Source organism: Catellatospora sp. NPDC049133 (genome assembly GCF_040648455.1).
Classification (GTDB): Bacteria; Actinomycetota; Actinomycetes; order Mycobacteriales; family Micromonosporaceae; genus Catellatospora; species Catellatospora aurea.
In genome coordinates this window covers 33,595-55,059 of the sequence record NZ_JBEZDT010000022.1, presented here as the reverse complement: position 1 = coordinate 55,059, position 21,465 = coordinate 33,595, and the positions used below count along the sequence as shown (strand labels likewise).

The 21,465-nt window shown below is 70.7% G+C and carries 17 protein-coding genes; 12 read left to right on the top strand and 5 right to left on the bottom strand.

The genetic code is table 11. From position 1 onward, the window contains the following. Nucleotides 1-3 precede the first annotated feature (3 nt). The 4 genes from guaA to AB0B35_RS24280 all read left to right on the top strand — a co-directional run bounded on the left by guaA (nt 4) and on the right by AB0B35_RS24280 (nt 4,993). On the top strand, nt 4-1,557 hold the full coding sequence (guaA, locus tag AB0B35_RS24295) for a glutamine-hydrolyzing GMP synthase (RefSeq protein ID WP_361049195.1): 1,554 nt from the start codon (nt 4-6) through the stop codon (nt 1,555-1,557). A 164-nt stretch (nt 1,558-1,721) separates the two neighbouring features. After that, a complete protein-coding gene (locus AB0B35_RS24290) occupies nt 1,722-2,681 on the top strand; it encodes an NUDIX domain-containing protein (protein ID WP_361049193.1) in 960 nt (319 codons plus the stop codon). Nucleotides 2,682-2,859: 178 nt separating this feature from the next. Beyond that, nucleotides 2,860-3,792, top strand: coding sequence for an NUDIX domain-containing protein (locus AB0B35_RS24285; RefSeq protein ID WP_361049191.1), 933 nt, complete (start codon nt 2,860-2,862; stop codon nt 3,790-3,792). A gap of 295 nt (nt 3,793-4,087) precedes the next feature. Continuing rightward, entirely contained in the window at nt 4,088-4,993 is a 906-nt protein-coding gene (locus AB0B35_RS24280; protein WP_361049189.1) for a CDP-alcohol phosphatidyltransferase family protein, read from the top strand. Nucleotides 4,994-5,140: 147 nt separating this feature from the next. Here AB0B35_RS24280 and AB0B35_RS24275 read toward each other — a convergent pair whose 3' ends face one another. From AB0B35_RS24275 to AB0B35_RS24265, 3 genes are all read right to left on the bottom strand, one after another. Then, nucleotides 5,141-6,397 carry a phosphatidylserine decarboxylase gene (locus AB0B35_RS24275; protein ID WP_361049187.1) on the bottom strand — a complete coding sequence of 419 codons (1,257 nt, stop codon included), beginning with the start codon at nt 6,395-6,397 and terminating at the stop codon, nt 5,141-5,143. A 227-nt stretch (nt 6,398-6,624) separates the two neighbouring features. Further along, nucleotides 6,625-6,888 (bottom strand): hypothetical protein, encoded by a 264-nt coding sequence (locus AB0B35_RS24270; protein WP_361049185.1) that lies wholly within the window; start codon nt 6,886-6,888, stop codon nt 6,625-6,627. Beyond that, nucleotides 6,885-8,192, bottom strand: a complete 1,308-nt coding sequence (locus tag AB0B35_RS24265) for a PspC domain-containing protein (protein WP_361049183.1) — start codon at nt 8,190-8,192, stop codon at nt 6,885-6,887. Before AB0B35_RS24265 ends, AB0B35_RS24270 begins: the two co-directional genes overlap by 4 nt. 148 nt (nt 8,193-8,340) lie before the next feature. Here AB0B35_RS24265 and AB0B35_RS24260 point away from each other — a divergent pair, with 148 nt between their 5' ends. The 7 genes from AB0B35_RS24260 to AB0B35_RS24230 all read left to right on the top strand — a co-directional run bounded on the left by AB0B35_RS24260 (nt 8,341) and on the right by AB0B35_RS24230 (nt 16,231). Further along, nucleotides 8,341-9,576: a PspC domain-containing protein gene (locus AB0B35_RS24260; protein ID WP_361049181.1), complete on the top strand. Its 1,236-nt coding sequence runs from the start codon at nt 8,341-8,343 to the stop codon at nt 9,574-9,576. A gap of 31 nt (nt 9,577-9,607) precedes the next feature. Then, nucleotides 9,608-10,264, top strand: coding sequence for a response regulator transcription factor (locus AB0B35_RS24255; protein WP_361049179.1), 657 nt, complete (start codon nt 9,608-9,610; stop codon nt 10,262-10,264). A 274-nt stretch (nt 10,265-10,538) separates the two neighbouring features. Then, on the top strand, nt 10,539-12,149 hold the full coding sequence (locus AB0B35_RS24250) for an ABC transporter substrate-binding protein (protein WP_361049177.1): 1,611 nt from the start codon (nt 10,539-10,541) through the stop codon (nt 12,147-12,149). 141 nt (nt 12,150-12,290) lie between these two features. Further along, nucleotides 12,291-13,199: an ABC transporter permease gene (locus tag AB0B35_RS24245; RefSeq protein WP_360521813.1), complete on the top strand. Its 909-nt coding sequence runs from the start codon at nt 12,291-12,293 to the stop codon at nt 13,197-13,199. Continuing rightward, on the top strand, nt 13,192-14,184 hold the full coding sequence (locus AB0B35_RS24240; RefSeq protein ID WP_360521816.1) for an ABC transporter permease: 993 nt from the start codon (nt 13,192-13,194) through the stop codon (nt 14,182-14,184). The genes AB0B35_RS24245 and AB0B35_RS24240 overlap by 8 nt, the downstream gene beginning before the upstream one ends. An 18-nt stretch (nt 14,185-14,202) precedes the next feature. Beyond that, the gene (locus AB0B35_RS24235) at nt 14,203-15,231 is read left to right on the top strand and encodes an ABC transporter ATP-binding protein (protein ID WP_361049333.1); all 1,029 of its coding nucleotides are present in this window, start codon (nt 14,203-14,205) and stop codon (nt 15,229-15,231) included. Beyond that, on the top strand, nt 15,224-16,231 hold the full coding sequence (locus tag AB0B35_RS24230; RefSeq protein ID WP_361049175.1) for a dipeptide ABC transporter ATP-binding protein: 1,008 nt from the start codon (nt 15,224-15,226) through the stop codon (nt 16,229-16,231). Before AB0B35_RS24235 ends, AB0B35_RS24230 begins: the two co-directional genes overlap by 8 nt. Before the next feature lie 226 nt (nt 16,232-16,457). On the opposite strand, the gene AB0B35_RS24225 is transcribed toward AB0B35_RS24230, so the two are convergent. Both AB0B35_RS24225 and AB0B35_RS24220 read right to left on the bottom strand, forming a co-directional pair. Continuing rightward, on the bottom strand, nt 16,458-16,775 hold the full coding sequence (locus AB0B35_RS24225) for a chorismate mutase (protein ID WP_361049332.1): 318 nt from the start codon (nt 16,773-16,775) through the stop codon (nt 16,458-16,460). Between the two features lie 209 nt (nt 16,776-16,984). Beyond that, nucleotides 16,985-18,793 (bottom strand): bifunctional metallophosphatase/5'-nucleotidase, encoded by a 1,809-nt coding sequence (locus AB0B35_RS24220; protein WP_361049173.1) that lies wholly within the window; start codon nt 18,791-18,793, stop codon nt 16,985-16,987. A gap of 224 nt (nt 18,794-19,017) precedes the next feature. Between AB0B35_RS24220 and pcrA the strand changes: the two genes are divergently transcribed. After that, nucleotides 19,018-21,447 (top strand): DNA helicase PcrA, encoded by a 2,430-nt coding sequence (gene pcrA / locus AB0B35_RS24215; protein WP_361049171.1) that lies wholly within the window; start codon nt 19,018-19,020, stop codon nt 21,445-21,447. Nucleotides 21,448-21,465 lie beyond the last annotated feature (18 nt).

The window sequence follows — 21,465 nt, the reverse complement described above, 5'->3', positions numbered from 1 at the left end:
GTCATGACGACGCCTCGCCCCGTCCTGGTGGTTGACTACGGTGCCCAGTACGCCCAGCTGATCGCCCGTCGGGTGCGGGAGGCGCGGGTCTACTCCGAGATCGTGCCGCACTCCATGCCGGTCGAGGAGATGATGCGCAAGAACCCTGCCGCGATCATCCTGTCCGGCGGCCCGTCCAGCGTGTACGAGCGCGGCGCTCCGCAGGTCGACGCGACGCTGTTCGAGCAGGGTGTGCCGGTGTTCGGCATCTGCTACGGCTTCCAGGCGATGGCCGCCGCGCTGGGCGGCACGGTCAGCCACACCGGCCTGCGCGAGTTCGGCGGCACCGTGGTCGAGGCGCAGCCCGAGGCGGGCGTGCTCTTCGCGGGCCTGCCCGCGCGCCAGGACGTGTGGATGAGCCACGGCGACTGCGTGAGCGCCGCTCCGGCCGGGTTCACCGTCACCGCCGCCTCGCCGGGCGCCCCGGTCGCCGCGTTCGAGGACGTCAGCCGCGGTTTCGCCGGGGTGCAGTTCCACCCCGAGGTGGCGCACACCCCGTACGGCCAGCGCCTGCTGGAGAAGTTCCTGCACGAGGTGGCCGGCATCGAGCCGGTCTGGACCATGGGCAACGTCATCGACGACCAGGTCGCCGCGATCCGCGCCCAGGTCGGCGATGCCGAGGTGATCTGCGGCCTCTCCGGCGGCGTCGACTCGGCCGTGGCCGCGGCGCTCGTGCACAAGGCCGTCGGTGACCAGCTGACCTGCGTCTTCGTCGACCACGGCCTGCTGCGCGCGGGCGAGGCGGAGCAGGTCGAGCGCGACTACGTGGCCGCGACCGGCATCAAGCTCAAGGTCGTCGACGCGACCGAGCGCTTCCTGGGCGCGCTGGCCGGGGTCACCGACCCCGAGCAGAAGCGCAAGATCATCGGTCGGGAGTTCATCCGGGTCTTCGAGGCGGCGGCCCGCGAGATCGCCACCGCCGGCGACGTGCGCTTCCTGGTCCAGGGCACGCTCTACCCGGACGTGGTGGAGTCCGGCGGCGGCACCGGCACCGCCAACATCAAGAGCCACCACAACGTGGGCGGCCTGCCCGACGACCTCAAGTTCGACCTGGTCGAGCCGCTGCGCATGCTGTTCAAGGACGAGGTGCGGGCGCTGGGCCAGAGCCTGGGCCTGCCCGAGGAGATGGTCTGGCGGCACCCGTTCCCGGGTCCGGGCCTGGCCATCCGCATCATCGGCGAGGTCAACCAGCACAACCTCGACATCCTGCGCGCGGCCGACCTGATCGCCCGCCAGGAGCTGAGCGCGTCGGGGCTGGACCGCGACGTGTGGCAGTTCCCGGTGGTGCTGCTGGCCGACGTGCGCTCGGTCGGCGTGCAGGGCGACGGCCGCACCTACGGCCACCCGGTGGTGCTGCGCCCGGTCTCCAGCGAGGACGCGATGACCGCCGACTGGTCGCGGCTGCCGTACGACCTCATCGCCCGGATCTCGACCCGCATCACCAACGAGGTGCGGGAGATCAACCGGGTCACCCTGGACGTGACGAGCAAGCCGCCGGGCACCATCGAATGGGAGTGAATCCCGCTTTTCTCTGATCAAGGCCTCACCCTTACCGGGTGGGGCCTTTGATCACTTCTGGGGTAGGCCGAACGGCCGGTACAAACCATCGTTTAACGGTGTAAACATGATCGTAAAATCGGACATCTTGTCGTGATCTTCGTGCCGGGGGAGAATGGTTTCTCGTGACCACCGCGCTGGAGCCGTTGCGGCGGATCGCCGCATACGCCGTCATCACCAACGAGACCGACCAGGTGCTCCTGGTCCGGGCCTCGATGCAGTCCGGAACACCGGGCGTGTGGTCCCTGCCTGGCGGGGCAGTGGACCACGGCGAGCATCCCAATGACACCGTCGTCAGGGAGACCGCCGCAGAGACCGGATTGAGCGTGGCCGTGACCGGGCTGCGCGACGTCCTGGCCGACATGCGGGCGCTGCCGCACCGCGGCGTCACCATCCACACCGACCGCGTCATCTACGCGGCCCGGGTTCGCGGCGGCGCGCTGCGGGAGCGCGTCGACCAGCCCACCGACCTGGTCGGCTGGTTCACTCCCGAGGAGGCGGCGAAGCTGCCGCTGCGGCCGTTCACGGCGGGCGCGCTGGGCATCACCGAGGCGGCGATCGACCTGCTGCCCGACGAGGTGCCCGACTTCCCGTCCTTCTTCGCCGCGCCGGGGCCCGACGGGCTGCACCGCGCGCAGCGCTTCGCGGCGTACGCCGTGGTCACCGACCGGCTGCAGCGGGTGCTGCTGACCCGGATCGCGGCCAACTATCCCGGCGCGGGCAAGTGGCACCTGCCCGGCGGCGGCACCGACTACGGCGAGCAGCCCGGGGTCGCCCTGATCCGGGAACTGGTCGAGGAGACCGGCCAGCGCGGCCGGCTCGGCGAGCTGCTCGGCGTGGCCAGCCACCGCGACCCGGCCTCGCTGGGCCCGGAGGGCTACCCCATCGACTGGCACGGCGTGCGGGCCTTCTACCGGGTCCGCGTCGACCGGGCCACCCAGCCCAAGGTGTACGACGTCGGCGGCTCCACCGCCGAGGCCCGCTGGGTCACCTCCGACGAGCTGGGCGAACTCGGCCCGGAAGACGTCACGGAGGTCACCGCCGAGGCCCTGAAGGCGGCGTCGCTGACCCGGCACGCAGCCTGACCTGCCCCGGGCCCGCCGCTCGGCGGGTCCGGGCGGCACCGGCCGGACGTGCCACGGGGGCGGCCGTGGCACGCGGCGGTCGTGTCGGGCGCGCCCGATAGCCTGTCCTGGTGAGCGGGGGCAGCGGGCGAATCGTGACGCTCGGGCGAGCCGCCGACGAGCGCGGCAAGGAGCAGGCGTGGAGAAGCGGCGGCGTATCGGGGCCTACGGCATAGCGCACGACGAGCAGGGCCGGTTACTGCTGGTCCGCTCGTCGGCCAAGTCCAACTTCCCCGGCGTCTGGTTCCTGCCCGGCGGCGGTCTGGAGCACGGCGAGGACCCGGCCGAGGCGGTGGTCCGCGAGTTCCGGGAGGAGACCGGCCTGACCGCCCGGATCGCGGGCCTGCGCGAGGTGACCTCGGACCTGGTCGAGTTCCCGTGGCGCGGGGTGCTGCTGCACCACGACCGGATCATCTACGACATGACCGTCACCGGCGGCGACCTGACCGTGGAGGCCGACGGCACGTCCGACCTGCCCGCGTGGATCGAGCCGTCGCGCCTGGGCTCGCTGGACCTGATCCCGTTCGCGGCGCGCACGCTCGGGCTGGACGCCACCGGCCCGGCCAGCGGGCAGCGCCCCGCCCAGCCCGACGAGGCGGGGGAGACGGGACCGAACGGCCGCCACCTCGGCGGCGGGCGCAAGGTCTCCCGCTTCGGGGCGTACGGCGTGGTCACCGACCCGGCCGGCCGGGTGCTGCTGTCGCTGATCGCGGAGAACTACCCGGGCGCGGGCAAGTGGCACCTGCCCGGCGGCGGCACCGACTTCGGCGAGACCCCGGCCATCGGCCTCGTGCGCGAGATCTACGAGGAGTCGGGGCAGGTGGGCGAGGTGACCGAACTGCTCCGGGTGAACTCGGCGCACAATCCCGCCGCGATGGGCCCCGAGGGCGAGCCGTACGACTGGTACACCGTGCGGGCCGTGTTCCGGGTGGAGGTGCCGGAGCCCACAGTGCCGTCGGTCACCGAGGCGGTCGGCGGGTCGACCGCGCAGGCGCGCTGGTTCACCCCGGCTGAGCTGGACGGTATTCCGCTGACCGAGTCGGCTCACCGAGAATTGCGACATATTTCCTGATTGCCGCTGTCGGGTAGACTCGGACGCTGACAAGACGAACAGCCCCCGGAGCGCTGCTGCCCTCCGCCGGGCGGATTGCCCCCGTCAGCAGGGACGGCGCACGAAGATCGCGCCGGGTATCGCCAAGGCACGCGGACGTGTGCGATGGTGTAGGCCGCAAAAGCCGGTCGGTCCGCTGAGGCGGCGGAAAGGAACCGAAACCGGTATGGAGGGACGACACGTGCCGAGAGCCTTATGGCGTCGGCGTCGCTTGACGGACAGCCCGCGCCCTGCGGGCCGCCAGTGGACCGGCCGCTTGCGTGCCGGTGGCTCCTTCGCCCGGCAGATGCTGCTGGTGCCGGTGGGCCGCCTGCGCAAGGCCGACCCTTCCGTTGCGACGAGCACCGCGCTGCCTGGCCTTGACCCGGTCGAACTGCGTTCCATCGAGCAGGCCGCCACGGCCGAGCCGGTGGAGCAGCCGACCCCGACGACGGTCCCGCTGCTGCCGGGCGAGCGCACGCTCGACCGCCGCATCAAGTTCGCGCTCGTACAGGCCTGCACGCTGAGCAGCCTGATGCTCGGCATGACCGCGATCTTCCTCGCGGTCATCGGCCGGCCCGACGGCCGCGCCCCGATGTACGGCGCGCTGTGCCTGCTGGCCTGCATCACCTTCGACGGCCTCGACGGCGCGCTTGCCCGCAAGTTCGGCGTCGCCAGCCCGTTCGGCGTGCAGATGGACTCGCTGGGCGACATGACCTCGTTCGGCATCGCAGCGCCCGTCGTCGTGTTCGCCACACTCCGGGGCAGTGTGCCCACGCCCGTCCTGATCGCGGCCTGCGCCATGGTCGCCTGCTGCGCGGCGATCCGGCTCGCCCGGTTCAACGTCTCGCCGAAGGACGGCCGCTTCTTCTGCGGCGTGCCGACCACCATGGCGGCGACCGTGCTGGCCGTGACGGTGCTGCTCAAGACCACGATGGGCAGTGCGCTGCCGGCCGAGGCGCTGGTGTTCGGGGTGGTGCTGCTGGCCATCGCGATGGTCTCCAGCTTCCCGTACGCCAAACTCGCGAAGGTGGTCAAGCTGCCGCCGACGCTGTTCCTGCTGCCGCTGGTCGGCCTGGTCTGGAACACGCAGGTGACCTTCGGCCTGCTGGTGCTGGTCTACCTGCTGAGCGGCCCGGTCATCTGGGCCCGCCAGCGCCGCGCCACCGCCCGCATGGCCTGATCACAGCTCCACAGAGCGCCGCCCCGGTCCACTGGACCGGGGCGGCGCTCTTTTGCACCCTCCCTGTGCCGCGCCCGCCCATGGAAAACGGCCCGGGGCCCGCGCCGCGTCGTGCGGCGGGGCCCCGGGCCGGGGAAGTGCTTCAGGTCAGCGCAGGCGGGCGATGACCGTGGAGCCGCCGGAGACGCGGTCGCCGGGGGCGACCAGGGCCTCGGCCTTGTCGGCGGGCAGGTAGACGTCGGTGCGCGAGCCGAAGCGGATCAGGCCGAAGCGCTCGCCCTTGGCCAGCAGCGCGCCGATCGGGGCCCGCTGCACGATGCGCCGGGCGATCAGGCCGGTCCGCTGGGCGACCACGACCCGGCTGCGGTCGGGGGTCTCCAGCACGGTGTACGCGGCGACGTTGTGCTCGGCCTCCGGCTTCATCGCGTTGGCGTACCCGCCGTCCTCGACGAAGTAGTCCACCACCTTGCCGGCCACCGGGGCCCGGTTGACGTGCACGTCGAAGACGGACAGGAACACCGCGATGCGCAGGAACTCCTCGTCGGCGAAGCGCTCGTCGTAGATGTGCTCCACGCTGAGGACCTTGCCGTCGGCCGAGGCGACGACCGCGCTCGGGTCGGCGGGCACCTCGCGCTCGGGGTCGCGGAAGAACGCGGCCACGGGGGCGGCCAGCAGCGCCGGCAGCACCCACGCCTTCGACTTCGGGCGGGTGGCCTTGAGGAACGCGGCCGCGCCCAGCGCGATGCCGGCCGCCGCGACGCCGTTGGAGTCGATGTTCATGGTGCCGTAGAGCGGCACGCTGGACGGCCGGAACGCCGGGCTGAGCTTGGCGGCCACGGCCGGGTCGACGTCGGTGAAGCGCAGGCGGTGCACGCGTACCGGCGGGGTGTTGCGCAGCACCAGGTCGGAGCCGACACCCTGGCGGGCCGCGATGCGGTCGAGCTCGTCGGTCGCGCCGCCGGACAGGCCGGGCAGGGCCACCGCGGCGATGATCAGCAGACCGCCGTCGGCGACGTACTTGCTCAGCTGCTCGACGGTGTTGCGGGCCTCCTCGCCGGAGCCGACCACCGGCTCGGCGACGATGACCAGGTCGGCGGCCTCGGCCGCGGCCAGGTCGTCGACGACCTTGACCCGCTCGGCGAGGAAGCTGCCCAGGGTGGCCAGGTGGCCCGCGACGCCCGCGTCGGCGGCGACGACGGTGAGCTTGTCGCCGGGCAGCAGCGCGTCCAGCGCCTCGGCCAGCACCAGCGAGTCCGCGGACGCGCCGACCAGCAGGGCCGTCTTGGGGCCGGCGTGGCGGGCCAGCTCGGTGGTCAGGGTGCGGGCGGCGCGGTCGCCGATCCGGATCTGGCCGAGCGGGCCCAGCGCGGGGGCGCCGGGACGATCGGTCGGGTGCTGGCTCATTCCTTCTCCTCAGTGCGCTCTTCGGCGGCGTGACCGGGCGTCGTGGTCGGTTCGCTGCGCTCGCTCACGCCTGCTGCTCGCTGCGCTCGTCGGCAGCCTGGCCGAGCGGGTCGTGCTCGCTCACGGCGGCTGCTCCTCGTCGTCGTCGACCGGTGTGTCTCACCGGTCAGCATAGAGCGCCCCCCACCGCGGGCTCGCGCGGTGAGGGGCGCTTGGTCGGGGGATGCTCAGGCGGCGTGCTCGGGCTCGGCCCGTTCCGCCTGCTCCGCCTCGTCCGGCGCGGGCTCGACCGCGGCCGGCTCGGCGGCCCGCCGGGGCGACAGGGCCCCGAGCACGGCCAGCACACCCAGGATCATCAGGCCGCCGGCGATGAACCAGCCCAGCGAGGGCAGCTCCACGTCGATGACCTCGCGGGCCAGGAACGCACCCGCGACGAGCAGGAAGACCAGGCCGAAGAAGAGCGAGACCGAGTCGGTGCGGTGGTTCTTCACCGGATCACCTCCGCGTGACCGAGGTTGACGTCGAGTACGAGCTTGAGCTTGCCGGGGCCCGGCTTGCCGTCGTCGCCGAGGCTGGTCTGGGTGTCGCGCTGCCCGGCCCCGCTGATGCTGCGACCGAACACGTCGGCGTCGGCCAGGTTGACCTCGGTGACGACCGTGACGTCCACGTCCGGCGGCACGATCACCTTCAGGTCGCCGCCGGTGATCTGAGCGGTGACCTGGATGTCCTTACCGGTCAGGTCGAGCCCGGTGAGGTCCAGGGTGGCCTCGCCGAAGCGGTGCTCGTACCGGTCGTGCAGGTCGTCGAAGGTGGTCGGGGCCCAGGTCACGCTGCCGGCCTGGGTGCGCTCGCGGCTCCAGTCGCCGCCCGCGGCGGCCATCGGCAGCGCCAGGGCGAGCGCGATGCCGATCACGATGTAGCCGCGGGCCCGGCCGAACCACGCGCCGATGACCAGGCCGACGCCCACCACGGCCAGCGCGGCGGCGACGTAGGTGCTGCCCGGCACGGACCGGCCGGTCATGTCGATCATGGCCAGGGCGCCGAGCGTGAGCATGGCCAGCCCGAAGATCAGCCGGCCGAGGCGGGACGGCTCCCGCTTCACCTTCGGCGCCTTGAGCGGGGGCGGCGGCGGAGGCGGGGCGGCGGGGGCGTACGGCCCGTGCGGGGCGAACGGGGGCCGGTAGCCGGTGGGCTCCACCGGCGGCGCCGGCACGGTCACCGCGGCCGGCGCGGCGGCCGGCACGGTGACCGGCGCCGCCGCGTAGTCCGGGGGCAGGTAGGTCGCGCCGGGGCGGCTGCGCGGCTGCTGGCCGGCCGTGTTGCGGCTCACCACCAGCGCGGCGATGACCAGCCCGATCGCCGCGATGACGGCGACCTCGAAGCTGTTGGTCACCGCCCCGATGAGGATCACCGTCAGCACGCCGATCACCAGCGTCAGCGTGGACGAGGTGCTGGAGTAGCCGCGGCCGAACAGCGCCTCGACCGGCGAGGAGCTGTCGCCCTCGGCCGGGGTGAGCAGCCAGGCCGCCAGGTAGATGACGACGCCCACGCCGAACACGCACAGCACGCCGATCAGCACCCGCCACAGCAGCGGATCGGTCTTGGTGGCGCGGCCCAGCGCGCCGCACACGCCGGCCAGGTAGCGGCCGTGGCGCGGCCGGATCAGGCCGTACGGCGCCGCCCAGGACACGTACGGGGAGGTGGGCTCGCCCTGGGGAGGGGGCGGAGCCTGCGCCGCGGGCGGAGCCTCCGCAGAGGGCGCCGCGCCGGGGGGCGTCGGGGTCTCATCGCTCATGCTGTCGATAGTCCCGCTGAGCAGGCCTGACCTGCCTCAGGCGGCGACCCTGAGCAGACCCTGAGAATGTCGCGTGGCCCATCTCCGGGGCCTCACCCGTGGGCGATGGCGCACCGATCGTGAAACCATCGGTGCTGTGCAGCCCTCCGTGCCGGAATACCCCCGCCTGACCCGCTCCCGCTCCGACCGTCTGGTCGCCGGGGTGGCCGGGGGCATCGCCGCGAACACCCGGCTGTCGCCGACGCTGATCCGGATCGCCTTCGTGCTGCTGCTGCCGATCAACGGCCTGGGCGCGTTGCTGTACGCCGCCTTCTGGGCCGTGCTGCCGGCCGGGCCGGGGGAGACCCGGCCCCGCTCGCTGCTGCGGCTGGCCCCCTTCGTGCTGGCCGGGCTGGCGCTGATGACGGTCAGTACGTTGATCAACCACAACGGCGGGATCGGGATGACCGTCGGCTGGCTGGTCGCCCTGGTCGCGGTCGGCGCGGGCATCATCTGGCACCAGAGCGACCCGGACCGCCGCCAGCGCTGGTCCGACGAGTCGCCGTCGGCGCCCTGGCTGGCCGCGCTCTCCGACGGTGACCGCCGGATCTACCTGCTGCGCTTCCTGGCCGGCGGGGTGCTGGTCGCGGTGGGCATCCTCGGGCTGGTCTTCCTCTACTCGCCGGTCGCCAACGTCTCCTGGGCCGACATGTGGCGGGCGATCGCGTTCGCGCTGGTGGCGCTCGCCGGCGTCGGCCTGGTGGCGGCCCCGGTGCTGTGGCGCACGCTGACCGCGCTGCGCGCCGAGCGCGAGGGCCGCATCCGTGAGCAGGAACGCGCCGAACTGGCCGCCATGGTGCACGACCAGGTGCTGCACACGCTGGCGCTGATCCAGCGCAACGCGGGCGACCCGGCGGCGGTGCAGCGCATCGCCCGCGGTCAGGAGCGCAGTCTGCGCAACTGGCTCTACCAGCCCACCGGGTCGCCGACCGAGCATTTCGCCGCCGCGCTGCAGCAGGCGGCCGCGGAGGTGGAGGACACCTACGGCATCGCCGTGGAGGCGGTGGTGGTCGGCGACCGCATGGTGGACGACAAGGTGGCCGCGATCGTCGCCGCGGCGCGCGAGGCGCTGGTCAACGCGGCCCGGCACGCCAAGGTCAAGACTGTGTCGTTGTACGCCGAGGCGGAGCCGACGATGCTGAGCGTGTTCGTCCGCGACCGGGGCGTCGGGTTCGACCCCAATGGTGTCGAGGAGCGGCGGCACGGCGTCCGTGGTTCGATCATCGGGCGCATGTCGCGGCACGGCGGCCACGCGGAGATCCGTAGCGAGGTCGGTGAGGGCACCGAGGTCAGACTGACCATGACGGTCACCTCCCCGAAGGAGCCCAAGGAGACGCCGGCATGAGCGGGCAGCACGAGCTGAGCGAGGAGTGAACATGACCACCGAGGACGGGCAGCGGTTGCGGGTGTTCCTGGTCGACGACCACGGGATGTTCCGGGCGGGTGTGCGGGCCGAGCTGGGCGCGCACGTCGACGTGGTCGGCGAGGCGGCGACGGTGGCCCAGGCCGTGTCGATGATCGGGTCGGTGGTCCCGGACGTGGTGCTGCTGGACGTGCACATGCCCGACGGCGGGGGCCGCGCGGTGCTCGACGCGGTGCGCAAGACCCAGCCGCAGGTGCGTTTCCTGGCGCTGTCCGTCTCCGACGCGGCCGAGGACGTGATCGGCCTGATCCGGGCGGGCGCGCGCGGTTACGTCACCAAGACGATCTCCCCGGACGACCTGGTGGACGCGATCCGGCGGGTCGCCGACGGGGACGCGGTCTTCTCGCCGCGGCTGGCCGGCTTCGTGCTGGACGCCTTCGCGGCCCGCCCGGACGCCCCCGTGGCCGACCCGGAGCTGGACCAGCTGACCAACCGGGAGCGCGAGGTGCTGCGGCTGCTGGCGCGGGGGTACGCGTACAAGGAGATCGCCAAGGAGCTGTTCATCTCCATCAAGACGGTGGAGACCCACGTGTCCAATGTGCTCCGCAAGCTGCAGATGTCCAACAGGTATGAATTGTCGCGTTGGGCCGCAGATAGACGCCTCGTGTAACTCTCGGTATCGCCCACAGGCTGGGATGCCAGTTACCATCGTGTTTCGTTCCTCGATCGACTACGGCGCTGACCAGCACAAAAACCGCTGGTCAGGGGGCGACGTAGAGATGTGAAGCATTTCTTTGCGGGATATCGGCGTCGTCCCGTCTCGGTAACGGGTTGGTATCAGGCCCTTCCGGCGCGTGCTCGCGGGGTGCGAAAGTGTGGCCACCTCACACCCCCTCGTGAGCGCCTGAGGAGGCACACGCATGCGTGGGATTACCCCATGGAAGGTGGCAGTCGGTCTGACCGCTGTCGCCCTGGCCGCGGCTGGTTGCACCAGCACGCCTGAGCCGGAGACCCCCAAGAACGACGGCTCGTTCATCATCAGCTGGGGCGAGCCCCAGAACCCGCTGGTGCCGGCCGGTACCTCGGAGACCCAGGGCGGCGTGGTCGTCGACGCGCTCTTCACCGGTCTGACGAACTACGCGGCTGCCGACGCCAAGACCGAGATGGCGAACGCCGAGTCGATCACCTCCGCTGACGGCGGTACGACCTGGACCGTCAAGCTCAAGTCGGGCTGGAAGTGGCACGACGGCACCCCCGTCACCGCGAAGAACTACGTCGACGCGTGGAACTACGCCGCGTACACCCCGAACGGCCTCATCAACGGCACGTTCTTCGGTGACATCAAGGGCTACGCCGACGTCACCAGCGAGGACCCGGACGGCGAGGGCCCAAAGGAGGCTCCGAAGCCGGCCAAGGACAAGATGGACGGTCTGAAGGTCGTCGACGACACCACGTTCGAGGTGACCCTGGGCGGCCCGTCGAACCTGTGGCCGATCAAGGTCGGTTACTCGGCGTTCATGCCGCTGCCGGACGTGTTCTTCAAGGACCCGGCCGCCTTCGGCCAGAAGCCGGTCGGCAACGGCCCCTTCAAGCTCGAGTCGTGGACCAAGAACGTCGAGCTGAAGGTCACCCGTAACGACGACTACCAGGGCGCCGACAAGCCGAAGGTGAAGGACGTCATCTTCCGCGTCTACACCGACGACTCCGCCGCCTACGAGGACGTCAAGCAGGGCCAGATCGACTTCCAGCAGCAGGTTCCGTCGGCCAAGCTGATCGGCGACCTGTACAAGACGGACTTCCCGTCGGCGTCGAGCAACAAGCCGGTTTCGACCTCCGCGTTCATCGCGATGCCGACCTGGCTGCCGGGTTACAACGACCCGAAGGTGCGCCAGGCGCTGTCGATGGCGATCGACCGCAAGCTGATCACCGAGAAGATCTTCAACAAGACCCGTATTCCGGCCAACGGCTGGGTCAACCCGAACATGGCCGGCTACAAGGCCGACGTGTGTGGCGAGTTCTGCACCTTCGACGCCGCCAAGGCCAAGGCCCTGTTCGAGTCGGCGACCACCAAGCCGAAGGAGATCTCGCTGGCCTACAACGGCGACGCCTCCCACAAGGACTGGGTCGACGCGGTCTGCAACAGCATCCAGACCTCGCTGGGTGTGCCGTGCGTGGGCAAGCCGTTCCCGACCTTCGGTGAGTTCCGCACCCTGGTCACCACCCAGAAGATGACGGGCATGTCCCGCGCCGGCTGGCAGGCTGACTACCCGCACATCGAGAACTGGCTGAACCCGCTCCTCAAGACGGGTGCCTCGTCCAACGACGGCAAGTTCTCCGACGCCGCCTTCGACGCCAAGCTGAAGGAGGCCGACAGCACCGCCGACCTCGCGGCCGCCGAGAAGCTCTACCAGGAGGCCGAGGCGATGCTGCCGGCGCTCATGCCGACCATCCCGCTGTGGCACTCGTCGCAGCAGTCGGTGTGGTCCGCCAAGCTCGGCACCGTCACCATCAACACCTTCGGCGAGCTCGACCTGGCCACGGTCACGGTCAAGTGAGCTAGACACCGGATATGAACCGGCGTGCCGGGCCTTCGCGGGCACGGCACGCCGGCGGGTCCGACCCCAGGTGACGCGGCGGGTGACCGCTGTGGCATGTGGGGTCGGCCCTATCTCGGCGAGGCTCAGTGAGGAGTAGTCATGGGGCGATATGCCCTCCGCCGTTTGCTGCAGGCGATCCCTGTCTTCATCGGCACCACCTTTCTCATCTGGTTCCTGGTGTGGGGACTACCAGGTGACCCGTTTGCAGGACGATGCGGCGAGCGGCAGTGCCCGCAGGCGTACGTCGACTTCATGACCGACAAGTTCGGCCTGGACGACCCGCTGCCGATCCAGTACCTGAACTATCTGACCAACCTGATGCAAGGCGAGTTCGGCCAGACCTTCAACGGCACCGAGATCGGCGAGCTGCTGGCGCAGGCGTTCCCGGTGTCCATCAAGCTCGCGCTGGTGGCCGTGGCCGCGGAGGCCCTGATCGGCATCACCGCCGGTGTGCTCACCGGCCTGCGCCGGGGCAGCTTCATCGACAACCTGGTGCTGGTGTCGACGCTGGTCCTGATCGCGCTGCCGATCTTCGTCATCGGCCTCGTGGCCCGCTACTCGCTGAACCTCTCCTCGGTGTCGCCGGAGGCGCCGCTGGTGGAGCTGATCATTCCAGGACTCATCCTGGGCAGCGGGTCGCTGGCCTACATCACCCGGCTGACACGGGTGAACCTGGTCGAGAACCGGCGGGCCGACTACGTGCGGACCGCGGTGGCCAAGGGCCTGACCCCGAGCCGCGTCACCGGTGTGCACACGCTGCGCAACTCGATGATCCCGGTGGTCACCTGGCTCGGCCTCGACCTCGGCTCGCTCATGGGCGGCGCCATCGTCACCGAGGGCATCTTCAACATCCGCGGCATCGGCGGCCTGCTGTTCGACTCGATCAACCGTAGGCAGTCCGGCGTCGTGGTATCGATCGTGGCGATCCTTGTGCTCGTCTACCTCGTCGTCAACCTGCTCGTCGACCTTCTGTACGGGGTCCTGGACCCGAGGATCCGCTATGAGTAGCCCCGAAGTGGCCACCCCCACGGCCGAAGCCGTCCCGATGCCGGTGACCCCGGCCCCCGTGGAGTCGGCTCCCAAGAAAGACAAGAAGGACAAGCCCCGTAGCTTGTGGACGGACGCCTGGTACGAGCTGCGACGCAAGCCGCTGTTCGTGATCTCGGCGATCCTGATTATGATCTTCGTGCTGATGGCGGCGTTCCCGTCGCTGTTCAGCTCCGTCGACCCGGCCGCGGCGGACCTCAACCGGAGCCTGACCAAGCCCGACTTCGGGGCCTGGTTCCAGTTCGGCAAGGGTGGCCAGTTCGGCTACAACGTGCAGGGCCAGGACATCTACGCCCGCACGATCTACGGCGCCCGCGCCTCGATCGTGGTCGGTCTGTCCGCCGTCATCGGCAACATGCTGCTCGGCGGGTTCTTCGGCATCCTGAGCGGCTACCTGGGCGGGTGGACGGACACGCTGCTGGCGCGGTTCGGCGACATCTTCCTCGGCCTGCCGTTCGTGCTCGGCGCGCTGGTGATCCTGTCGACCTTCGCCCCGGTGCAGAGCAACCCGAGCGCGTTCCGCATCACCAGCCTGGTGATCGCCACGTTCATCGCGCTGGGCTGGCCGTCGTTCGCCCGCATCATGCGGGCGGCGGTGCTGTCGACCAAGCAGCTGGACTACGTGCACGCCGCGCAGGCGCTGGGCGCCCGGCCGGGCCGGGTCGTCTTCCGGCACGTCCTGCCCAACTCCGTCGCCCCGATGGTGGTCGTCGGCACGATCACGCTCGGCGCGTACATCGGCGCCGAGGCGACGCTGTCCTTCCTCGGTGTCGGCCTGCGGGAGCCGGTCGTCTCCTGGGGCATCATGATCGGGCAGAGCCGGCAGTTCATGGAGGCCGCTCCGTACATGATGGCCTTCCCGGCCGCATTCCTGGCCATCGCGGTGCTCAGCTTCGTCATGCTCGGCGACGCCGTGCGCGACGCACTCGACCCGAAGCTGCGCTAGGAGAGCGACGTGAGTGACATCAAGGTGAAGACGGCGCCGGTCCAGGGCGTCGACGGCCGCTCCGGCGGCCACCTGCTGGAGGTCGAGAACCTCCACGTGGAGTTCCGCACCCGCGACGGCGTCGCGAAGGTGATCAACGGAGTGTCGTACCACGTGGACGCGGGTGAGACGCTGGCGGTGCTCGGCGAGTCCGGGTCCGGCAAGAGCGTCACGGCGCAGACCATCATGGGCATCCTCGACACCCCGCCGGGCTTCGTGACGGGCGGTTCCATCCGCTTCCGCGGCAAGGACCTGCTCACCATGGGCAAGGACGAGCGCCGGCTGGTCCGCGGCGAGGGCATCGCGATGGTGTTCCAGGACGCGCTCTCGGCGCTGAACCCGGTCTTCACGGTCGGGTTCCAGATCGCCGAGCTGTTCCGCAAGCGGCGGGGCATGAGCCGCGCCGACGGGTACAAGCGTGCCGCGGAGCTGCTGGACCTGGTGAAGATCCCGGCAGCGAAGACGCGCCTGAAGGACTTCCCGCACCAGTTCTCCGGCGGCATGCGCCAGCGCGTCATGATCGCCATGGCGCTGGCGCTGGACCCCGAGGTGCTGATCGCGGACGAGCCCACCACGGCGCTCGACGTGACGGTGCAGGCCCAGATCATGGACCTGCTGGCGGAGATCCGCCGCGACCGGAACATGGGCATGATCCTGATCACCCACGACCTCGGCGTGGTCGCCGACGTCGCGGACCGGATCGCGGTCATGTACGCGGGCCGGATCGTGGAGCAGGCCGACGTGCACGCGCTGTACGGCAAGCCCTGCCACCCGTACACGCTGGCCCTGCTGGACTCGCTGCCGCGCCTGGACCTCAAGGGCCAGGAGCTCAACACCATCAAGGGCCTGCCGCCCAACCTGCTGCGCATCCCCTCGGGCTGCGCGTTCCACCCGCGGTGCCGGATGGCGAAGGACATCTGCTCGAGCGAGCGTCCCGCGCTGATCGAGCTGGGTGGCGTCCGGGCCAGTGCCTGTCACTTCGCAGAGGAGCTGTACGGCCGTGAGTGAAGTGATCCTCGAAGTACGCGACCTGGTCAAGCACTTCCCGATCCGCCAGGGCATCGTCTTCAAGCGCACCATCGGGCAGATCAAGGCGGTCGACGGCGTCTCGCTCGACCTGCACAAGGGTGAGACCCTGGGCATCGTCGGCGAGTCGGGCTGCGGCAAGTCGACGCTGGCCAAGCTGCTGATGAACCTGGAGAAGCCGACCTCGGGCGAGGTGCGCTACCAGGGCCGGGACGTGCTGCGGCTCAGTCCGGCGGACCAGCGCAAGCTGCGCCGCAACATCCAGCTCGTCATGCAGGACCCGTACACCTCGCTCAACCCGCGGATGACCGTGGGCGACATCATCGGGGAGCCTTTCGAGATCCACCCCGATGCCGCGCCCAAGGGCGACCGGCGGCGCAAGGTGCAGGAACTGCTCGACGTGGTCGGTCTCAACCCCGAGCACATCAACCGGTACCCGCACCAGTTCTCCGGCGGCCAGCGCCAGCGCATCGGCATCGCCCGGGCCCTGGCGCTCAAGCCGGAGGTCATCGTCTGCGACGAGCCCGTGTCGGCACTCGACGTGTCGATCCAGGCGCAGGTCATGAACCTGCTGGACCAGCTCCAGAAGGACTTCAACCTGTCGTACATCTTCATCGCCCACGACCTGTCGGTGGTGCGCCACATCGCCGACCGGGTCGGTGTGATGTACCTCGGCAAGATGGTCGAGGTCGGCACGGACGACGACATCTACACGCGGCCGACGCACCCGTACACGCAGGCTCTGCTGTCCGCGGTGCCGGTGCCGGACCCGACGGTGCGTCAGCACAAGGCGGTCATCCGGCTGGAGGGCGACGTCCCGTCGCCGGCCAACCCGCCGTCGGGCTGCCGTTTCCGCACCCGGTGCTGGAAGGCCCAGGAGATCTGCGCGACGGAGCCGCCGCTGCTGCAGATCCGCCCCACCTCGGGGCACCCGAGCGCGTGCCACTTCGCGCAGGAGAAGGACGTGGTGCACGCGGGGTAGGAGTGTCTCCCGGTGGCGAACGGTCAGGTGGGGTTGAGCCTCCGGCCGGACCGCCCGCCACCGGGTCAACATAGAGCAGGGCACCGTCCGCGTAGCGGGCGGTGCCCTGTGCATGTGGGGTCAGGCCGGGGAACAGGTCATCGTCGCCCGCGGTAGCGGCTGCTCGGCGTCATCCGGAGCGCAGCGGAGATGACGTCGATTAAGGCCGCGGTAGCCGGCGAGCATGTCACAGTGGGCCGCGGCCGGCGCGGAGGATGAGGAGGGCCAGCTGGGTGCCGTCGGGGCCGAGTTCGGCGCGGAAGCGGTCCATGATCTCGCGCTCGCGGCTGAGCACCAGGCGGGTGCCGCCGGAGGCGACGCGGGTCTTGCCGACCTGCTGCGAGATCTCGGCACGCTCCTTCCACAGCGCGATGAGGGCGGCGTCGATCTGGTCGATGCGCTCCCGCATCGAGGTGATCTCGGTGGCTGCCTCCGGCGCGGTGGTGCCGGTCTCGTGGGCGATGGCGCTCATGTGGGACTCCTCAGTGGGATTGTCGCTCACCAGTGGCCGGGACAAAGGCGAAAGCCCCGGGCTCTGGGAGCCCGGGGCTTTCGTGAGGTCTGTGTGCTCAGGCGCGACCTACGACTGCCGGGTTCCCGGAGCCATAGGTAAAGTAGAACGCCTGGTTGATCACGTTGCCAAGTATGCCACGGATACCTCGCTGCGCAAGCACGTCGACCATCATGTGAGACCTTGATCTATCCGCGCCGCGCTCAGCCGAGCTTGGTGATGCGGTTGGCCGGCCCCGGGTTGACCGGGCCCGTGGCCAGGTACGCCACCAGCGCGTCGACGTCGAAACCGGGCGCGTAGACCCGGCCCGTCCCTGCGGTCAGCGCCGTGAAGTTGTCGCCGCCGTTGGCCAGGAAGTCGTTCGTGGTGACCTTGTAGGTCGCGGCCGGGTCGATCGGCGTGCCGTTCAGCGTCAGGCCGGAGACCCGGCTGCCGAGCGGCAGAGTGCTGTCGTACGAGTACGCGAAGCCCGCCGAGATCTGAAGGATCTTGGTGGTGTTCTGCCCGGCGTGGCCTGCGAACTGCTGCTCCAGTACCGCGTCGAGCTGCGCCCCGGTCAGCGAGTAGGTCACCACCAGGTTGTTGAACGGCTGGACGGTGAACGCCTCGCCGTACGTGACCTGGCCGGGGGCTTCGCCACCGGGCGAGTTCGCGTAGGTGATCGCGGCCCGGATGCCGCCCGGGTTCATCAGCGCGAGCTGCGCCCCGGCGGAGGCGGTGTAGGCCAGCTGGGCGTCGGCGATGACATCGCCGAGCGGGCTCTCGCCGCTGGGCTGCACGTCACGCACGATGTCGGCGGAGACGCTGCCGACGACCCGGTTGGCCAGCGGCGCCACGGCGGTGCGGTACTTGTCCGCGATCACCTTGGCGGCCGGGTCGACCAGCGCGGGGTTGCGCACGAACACGCCCGGCGCGGTGGTCTGCCAGGTGCCGTCGGCGTTGCGCACACCGTTCTCGGTCACGACGTTGTGCGCCTCGATCGAGGTGAAGGTGCGGCTGCGCCGGTCCATGGTCAGCGTGATGTCGGTGACCAGCTGGCCGTTGGTGCCGGCGCTGGTGACGACGACGGGCTTGCCCGACTTGTTGGGCAGCGAGCACGAGTAGAAGCGGTGCGTGTGGCCGGAGACCACGACGCCGATCTCGTCGCGCAGGCCGGCCACGATCGGGGAGATCACGCCGGTGAACCCGTCACAGGTGGAGACGTTGCCGGTGGCGCCCTGCTGGCCGCCCTCGTGCAGCAGCAGCACCTGCGCCTTGACGCCGAGCAGGCGGAGCAGGCCGCTCCACAGGTTCGCGGTCTCGACCTCGTCGCGGAAGTCGACCGTGGTGATGCCCGCCGGGTTCACGATGCCCGGGGTGCCCTCCAGCGTCATGCCGATGAAGCCGACCGGCACGCCGTCGATGATCTTCACGTCGACCGGCGGCAGGATGGGCAGCTTGGTCCGCTTGTCGGTGACGTTCGCGGCGAGGTACTGGAACTCCGCGCCGTCGAAGCCGTCGCCGGCGAAGCAGCCCTCGACCGGGTGGCAGCCGCCGTGCTGCATGCGCTTGAGCTCGGTGACGCCCTCGTCGAACTCGTGGTTGCCGACCGAGGACACGTCCAGGCCGAGCTCGCTGAGCAGCTCGATGGTGGGCTCGTCGTGGAACGCCGCGCTGACCAGCGGGGTGGCGCCGATCATGTCGCCGGCGCCGACGGTCACGACCTCCTGGCCGGCCGCCTCGCCCTCGGCGCGCAGCTTCTTGACCCAGTGGGCCAGGTATTCGACACCGCCCGCGGGGGTGCCGAGCACCGCCGCGCCGCTGCCGGTCGGCGGGTCGATCGCGCCGTGGAAGTCGTTGAACGCGAGAAGGTTTCCGTACGCCGTGTGGCCGGCCGGAGCCGCCGCGGCCATGTTCACCGACACGGGCGTGAGGGGGTTCCACGCCGGGGTGGAAGAAGCGCTCGAACCGCTGCTCAGCGGGATCGTCGCGACTACGGCCAGCGCCAGCGCCGGTAGCGCCAGGTGCCGCATTGTGCCTGCCCAGCCCCGAGAACGGGGGTGATTCATGGGGGGCCTCCAGAGTCGGCATCGCGCGGGGGTGCGCGATGATTTATGAAGGCATCCTTGCGTATGCGTATCCGCCGCGCCACCGCCCATCGGTGACACCTGCACGACCGTCTCGCTACGGACCGGTTTCACGCTCACCGGTGGCGGGCTGGGTCGATGTCGGTGGGGGCGCATAGACTCTCCAGACGATGCATGCGCTCTTCGATCTCCCCGAGATGACGCCGTCCGAGACGACGCCCGGGGCCAGGCCCGCCACCGCGAAACCGCCCGCCGAGAAGGCCTCCGGCGGTTCCTGGCCGTCCCAGGGCGACCGCGCCCCCACCGAGTCCGGCCCGCGTGTAGCGGCGCTCCTGGAGGGCCTCAACGAGCCCCAGCGGGCGGCTGTCACCCACGAGGGCACACCGCTGCTCATCGTCGCGGGCGCGGGCTCCGGCAAGACCCGGGTCCTCACCCAGCGCATCGCCTACCTGCTGGCCGCCCGGGGCGTGCACCCCGGCGAGATCCTGGCCATCACGTTCACCAACAAGGCCGCCGGCGAGCTGCGCGAACGGGTCGCGGCGCAGGTCGGCAACCGGGCCCGGATGATGTGGGTCTCCACGTTCCACTCGGCCTGCCTGCGCATCCTGCGCGCGGAGCACGAGCACGCCGGCCTCAAGTCGTCCTTCTCGATCTACGACGCGGACGACTCGCGCCGGCTGATGCAGCTGGTCGCGCGCGAGCTGGACCTCGACCCCAAACGCTACCCGCCGCGCAGCCTCGCCGCGCAGGTGTCGAACCTGAAGAACGAGCTGGTCGACCCCGAGGCGTTCACGCCGCACGGGCCCGCCGAGCGGGTGCTCGCCGAGGCGTACACGCTTTACCAGCAGCGTCTCCAGCAGGCCCAGGCGCTCGACTTCGACGACATCATCATGCGCACCGTTCACCTGCTGCAGGCCAAGCCCGAGGTGACCGAGAAATACCGGCGGCGCTTCCGGCACGTGCTGGTCGACGAGTACCAGGACACCAACCACGCGCAGTACGTGCTGGTCAAGGAGCTGGTCGGGGACACCGGCGAGCTGTGCGTGGTGGGTGACGCGGACCAGTCGATCTACGCGTTCCGCGGCGCGACGATCCGCAACATCCTGGAGTTCGAGCGGGACTACCCGCAGGCGCGCACCATCCTGCTGGAGCAGAACTACCGCTCGACGCAGACCATTCTGTCGGCCGCCAACTCGGTCATCGACCGCAACAGCGACCGCAAGCCCAAGCGGCTGTGGAGCGACCAGGGCGCGGGCGAGCAGATCGTCGGCTACGTCGCCGACAACGAGCACGCCGAGGCCGACTGGGTGGCCCGCGAGATCGACCGGCTCACCGACGCCGAGTCGGCCCGGCCGGGCGACGTCGCGGTGTTCTACCGCACCAACGCGCAGTCCCGGGTCTTCGAGGACATCTTCATCCGGCTGGGCCTGCCCTACAAGGTCGTCGGCGGGGTGCGCTTCTACGAGCGCAAGGAGGTCCGCGACGCGCTGGCCTACCTGCGCGCGGTGTCCAACGAGGACGACACGGTCAGCATGCGCCGGATCATCAACACGCCCAAGCGCGGGCTCGGCGACCGCGCCGAGGCCGTGGTGGAGGCGCTGGCCGCCCGCGACCGGGTCTCCTTCGGGGCCGCGCTGCGCCGGGCCGCGGACGCGCCGGGCATCTCGACCCGCGCGGTCAACTCGATCGGCGAGTTCCTGACGATGATGGACTCCGCGCGTGAGCTGGCCCGCACCGCGCCGCCGGAGCAGGTGCTGGAGCTGCTGCTCACCGAGTCCGGCCTGCTGTCGGAGCTGGAGGCGAGCCTCGACCCGCAGGACGAGGGCCGGGTGGAGAACCTCCAGGAACTCGTCAGCGTGGCCCGGGAGTACGCCGAGCGCACCGCAGCGGCCGACGAGACGCCGACCCTGGCCGGGTTCCTGGAGCAGGTCGCGCTGGTCGCCGACGCCGACCAGGTGCCCTCGGACGATCCGGAGCACCAGGGCGTGGTCACGCTGATGACCCTGCACACGGCCAAGGGTTTGGAGTTCCCGGTGGTCTTCCTCACCGGCCTGGAGGACGGGGTCTTCCCGCACCTGCGCTCGCTGGGCGAGGTCAAGGAGCTGGAGGAGGAGCGGCGGTTGGCCTATGTCGGCATCACCCGCGCCCGCCGGCGGCTCTACCTGTCCCGGGCGGTGACCCGCTCGGCGTGGGGGCAGCCGCAGTACAACCCGGCCTCGCGCTTCCTGGAGGAGCTGCCGCCGGAGCTGCTCGACTGGCACCGCACCGAGGGGGCGTACACCTCCTGGGGTTCGCGCGGCGGCGGCATCGGCGGCCGGGAGCGGGCGCAGGAGCGGGGGAGCGGCAGTTTCGTCGGCGGCACCGCCCGCGCCGCGGCACTCGCCAGCAAGATCGGCATTGACCCGAGCAAGCTGGCCACCGCCAGCGATCTGGCCGCCGCGCCGTCGCTGTCGGCCGGCGACCGGGTCAACCACCAGCGCTACGGCCTGGGCCGGGTGCTGGCAGTGCAGGGTGCCGGAGCCCGCGCGCAGGTCCAGGTCGACTTCGGCGACCAGGTCCTCTGGCTGGTCCTGCGGCACGCCCCGATCGAGAAGATCTGACCCGGCCGCGCCCTGACC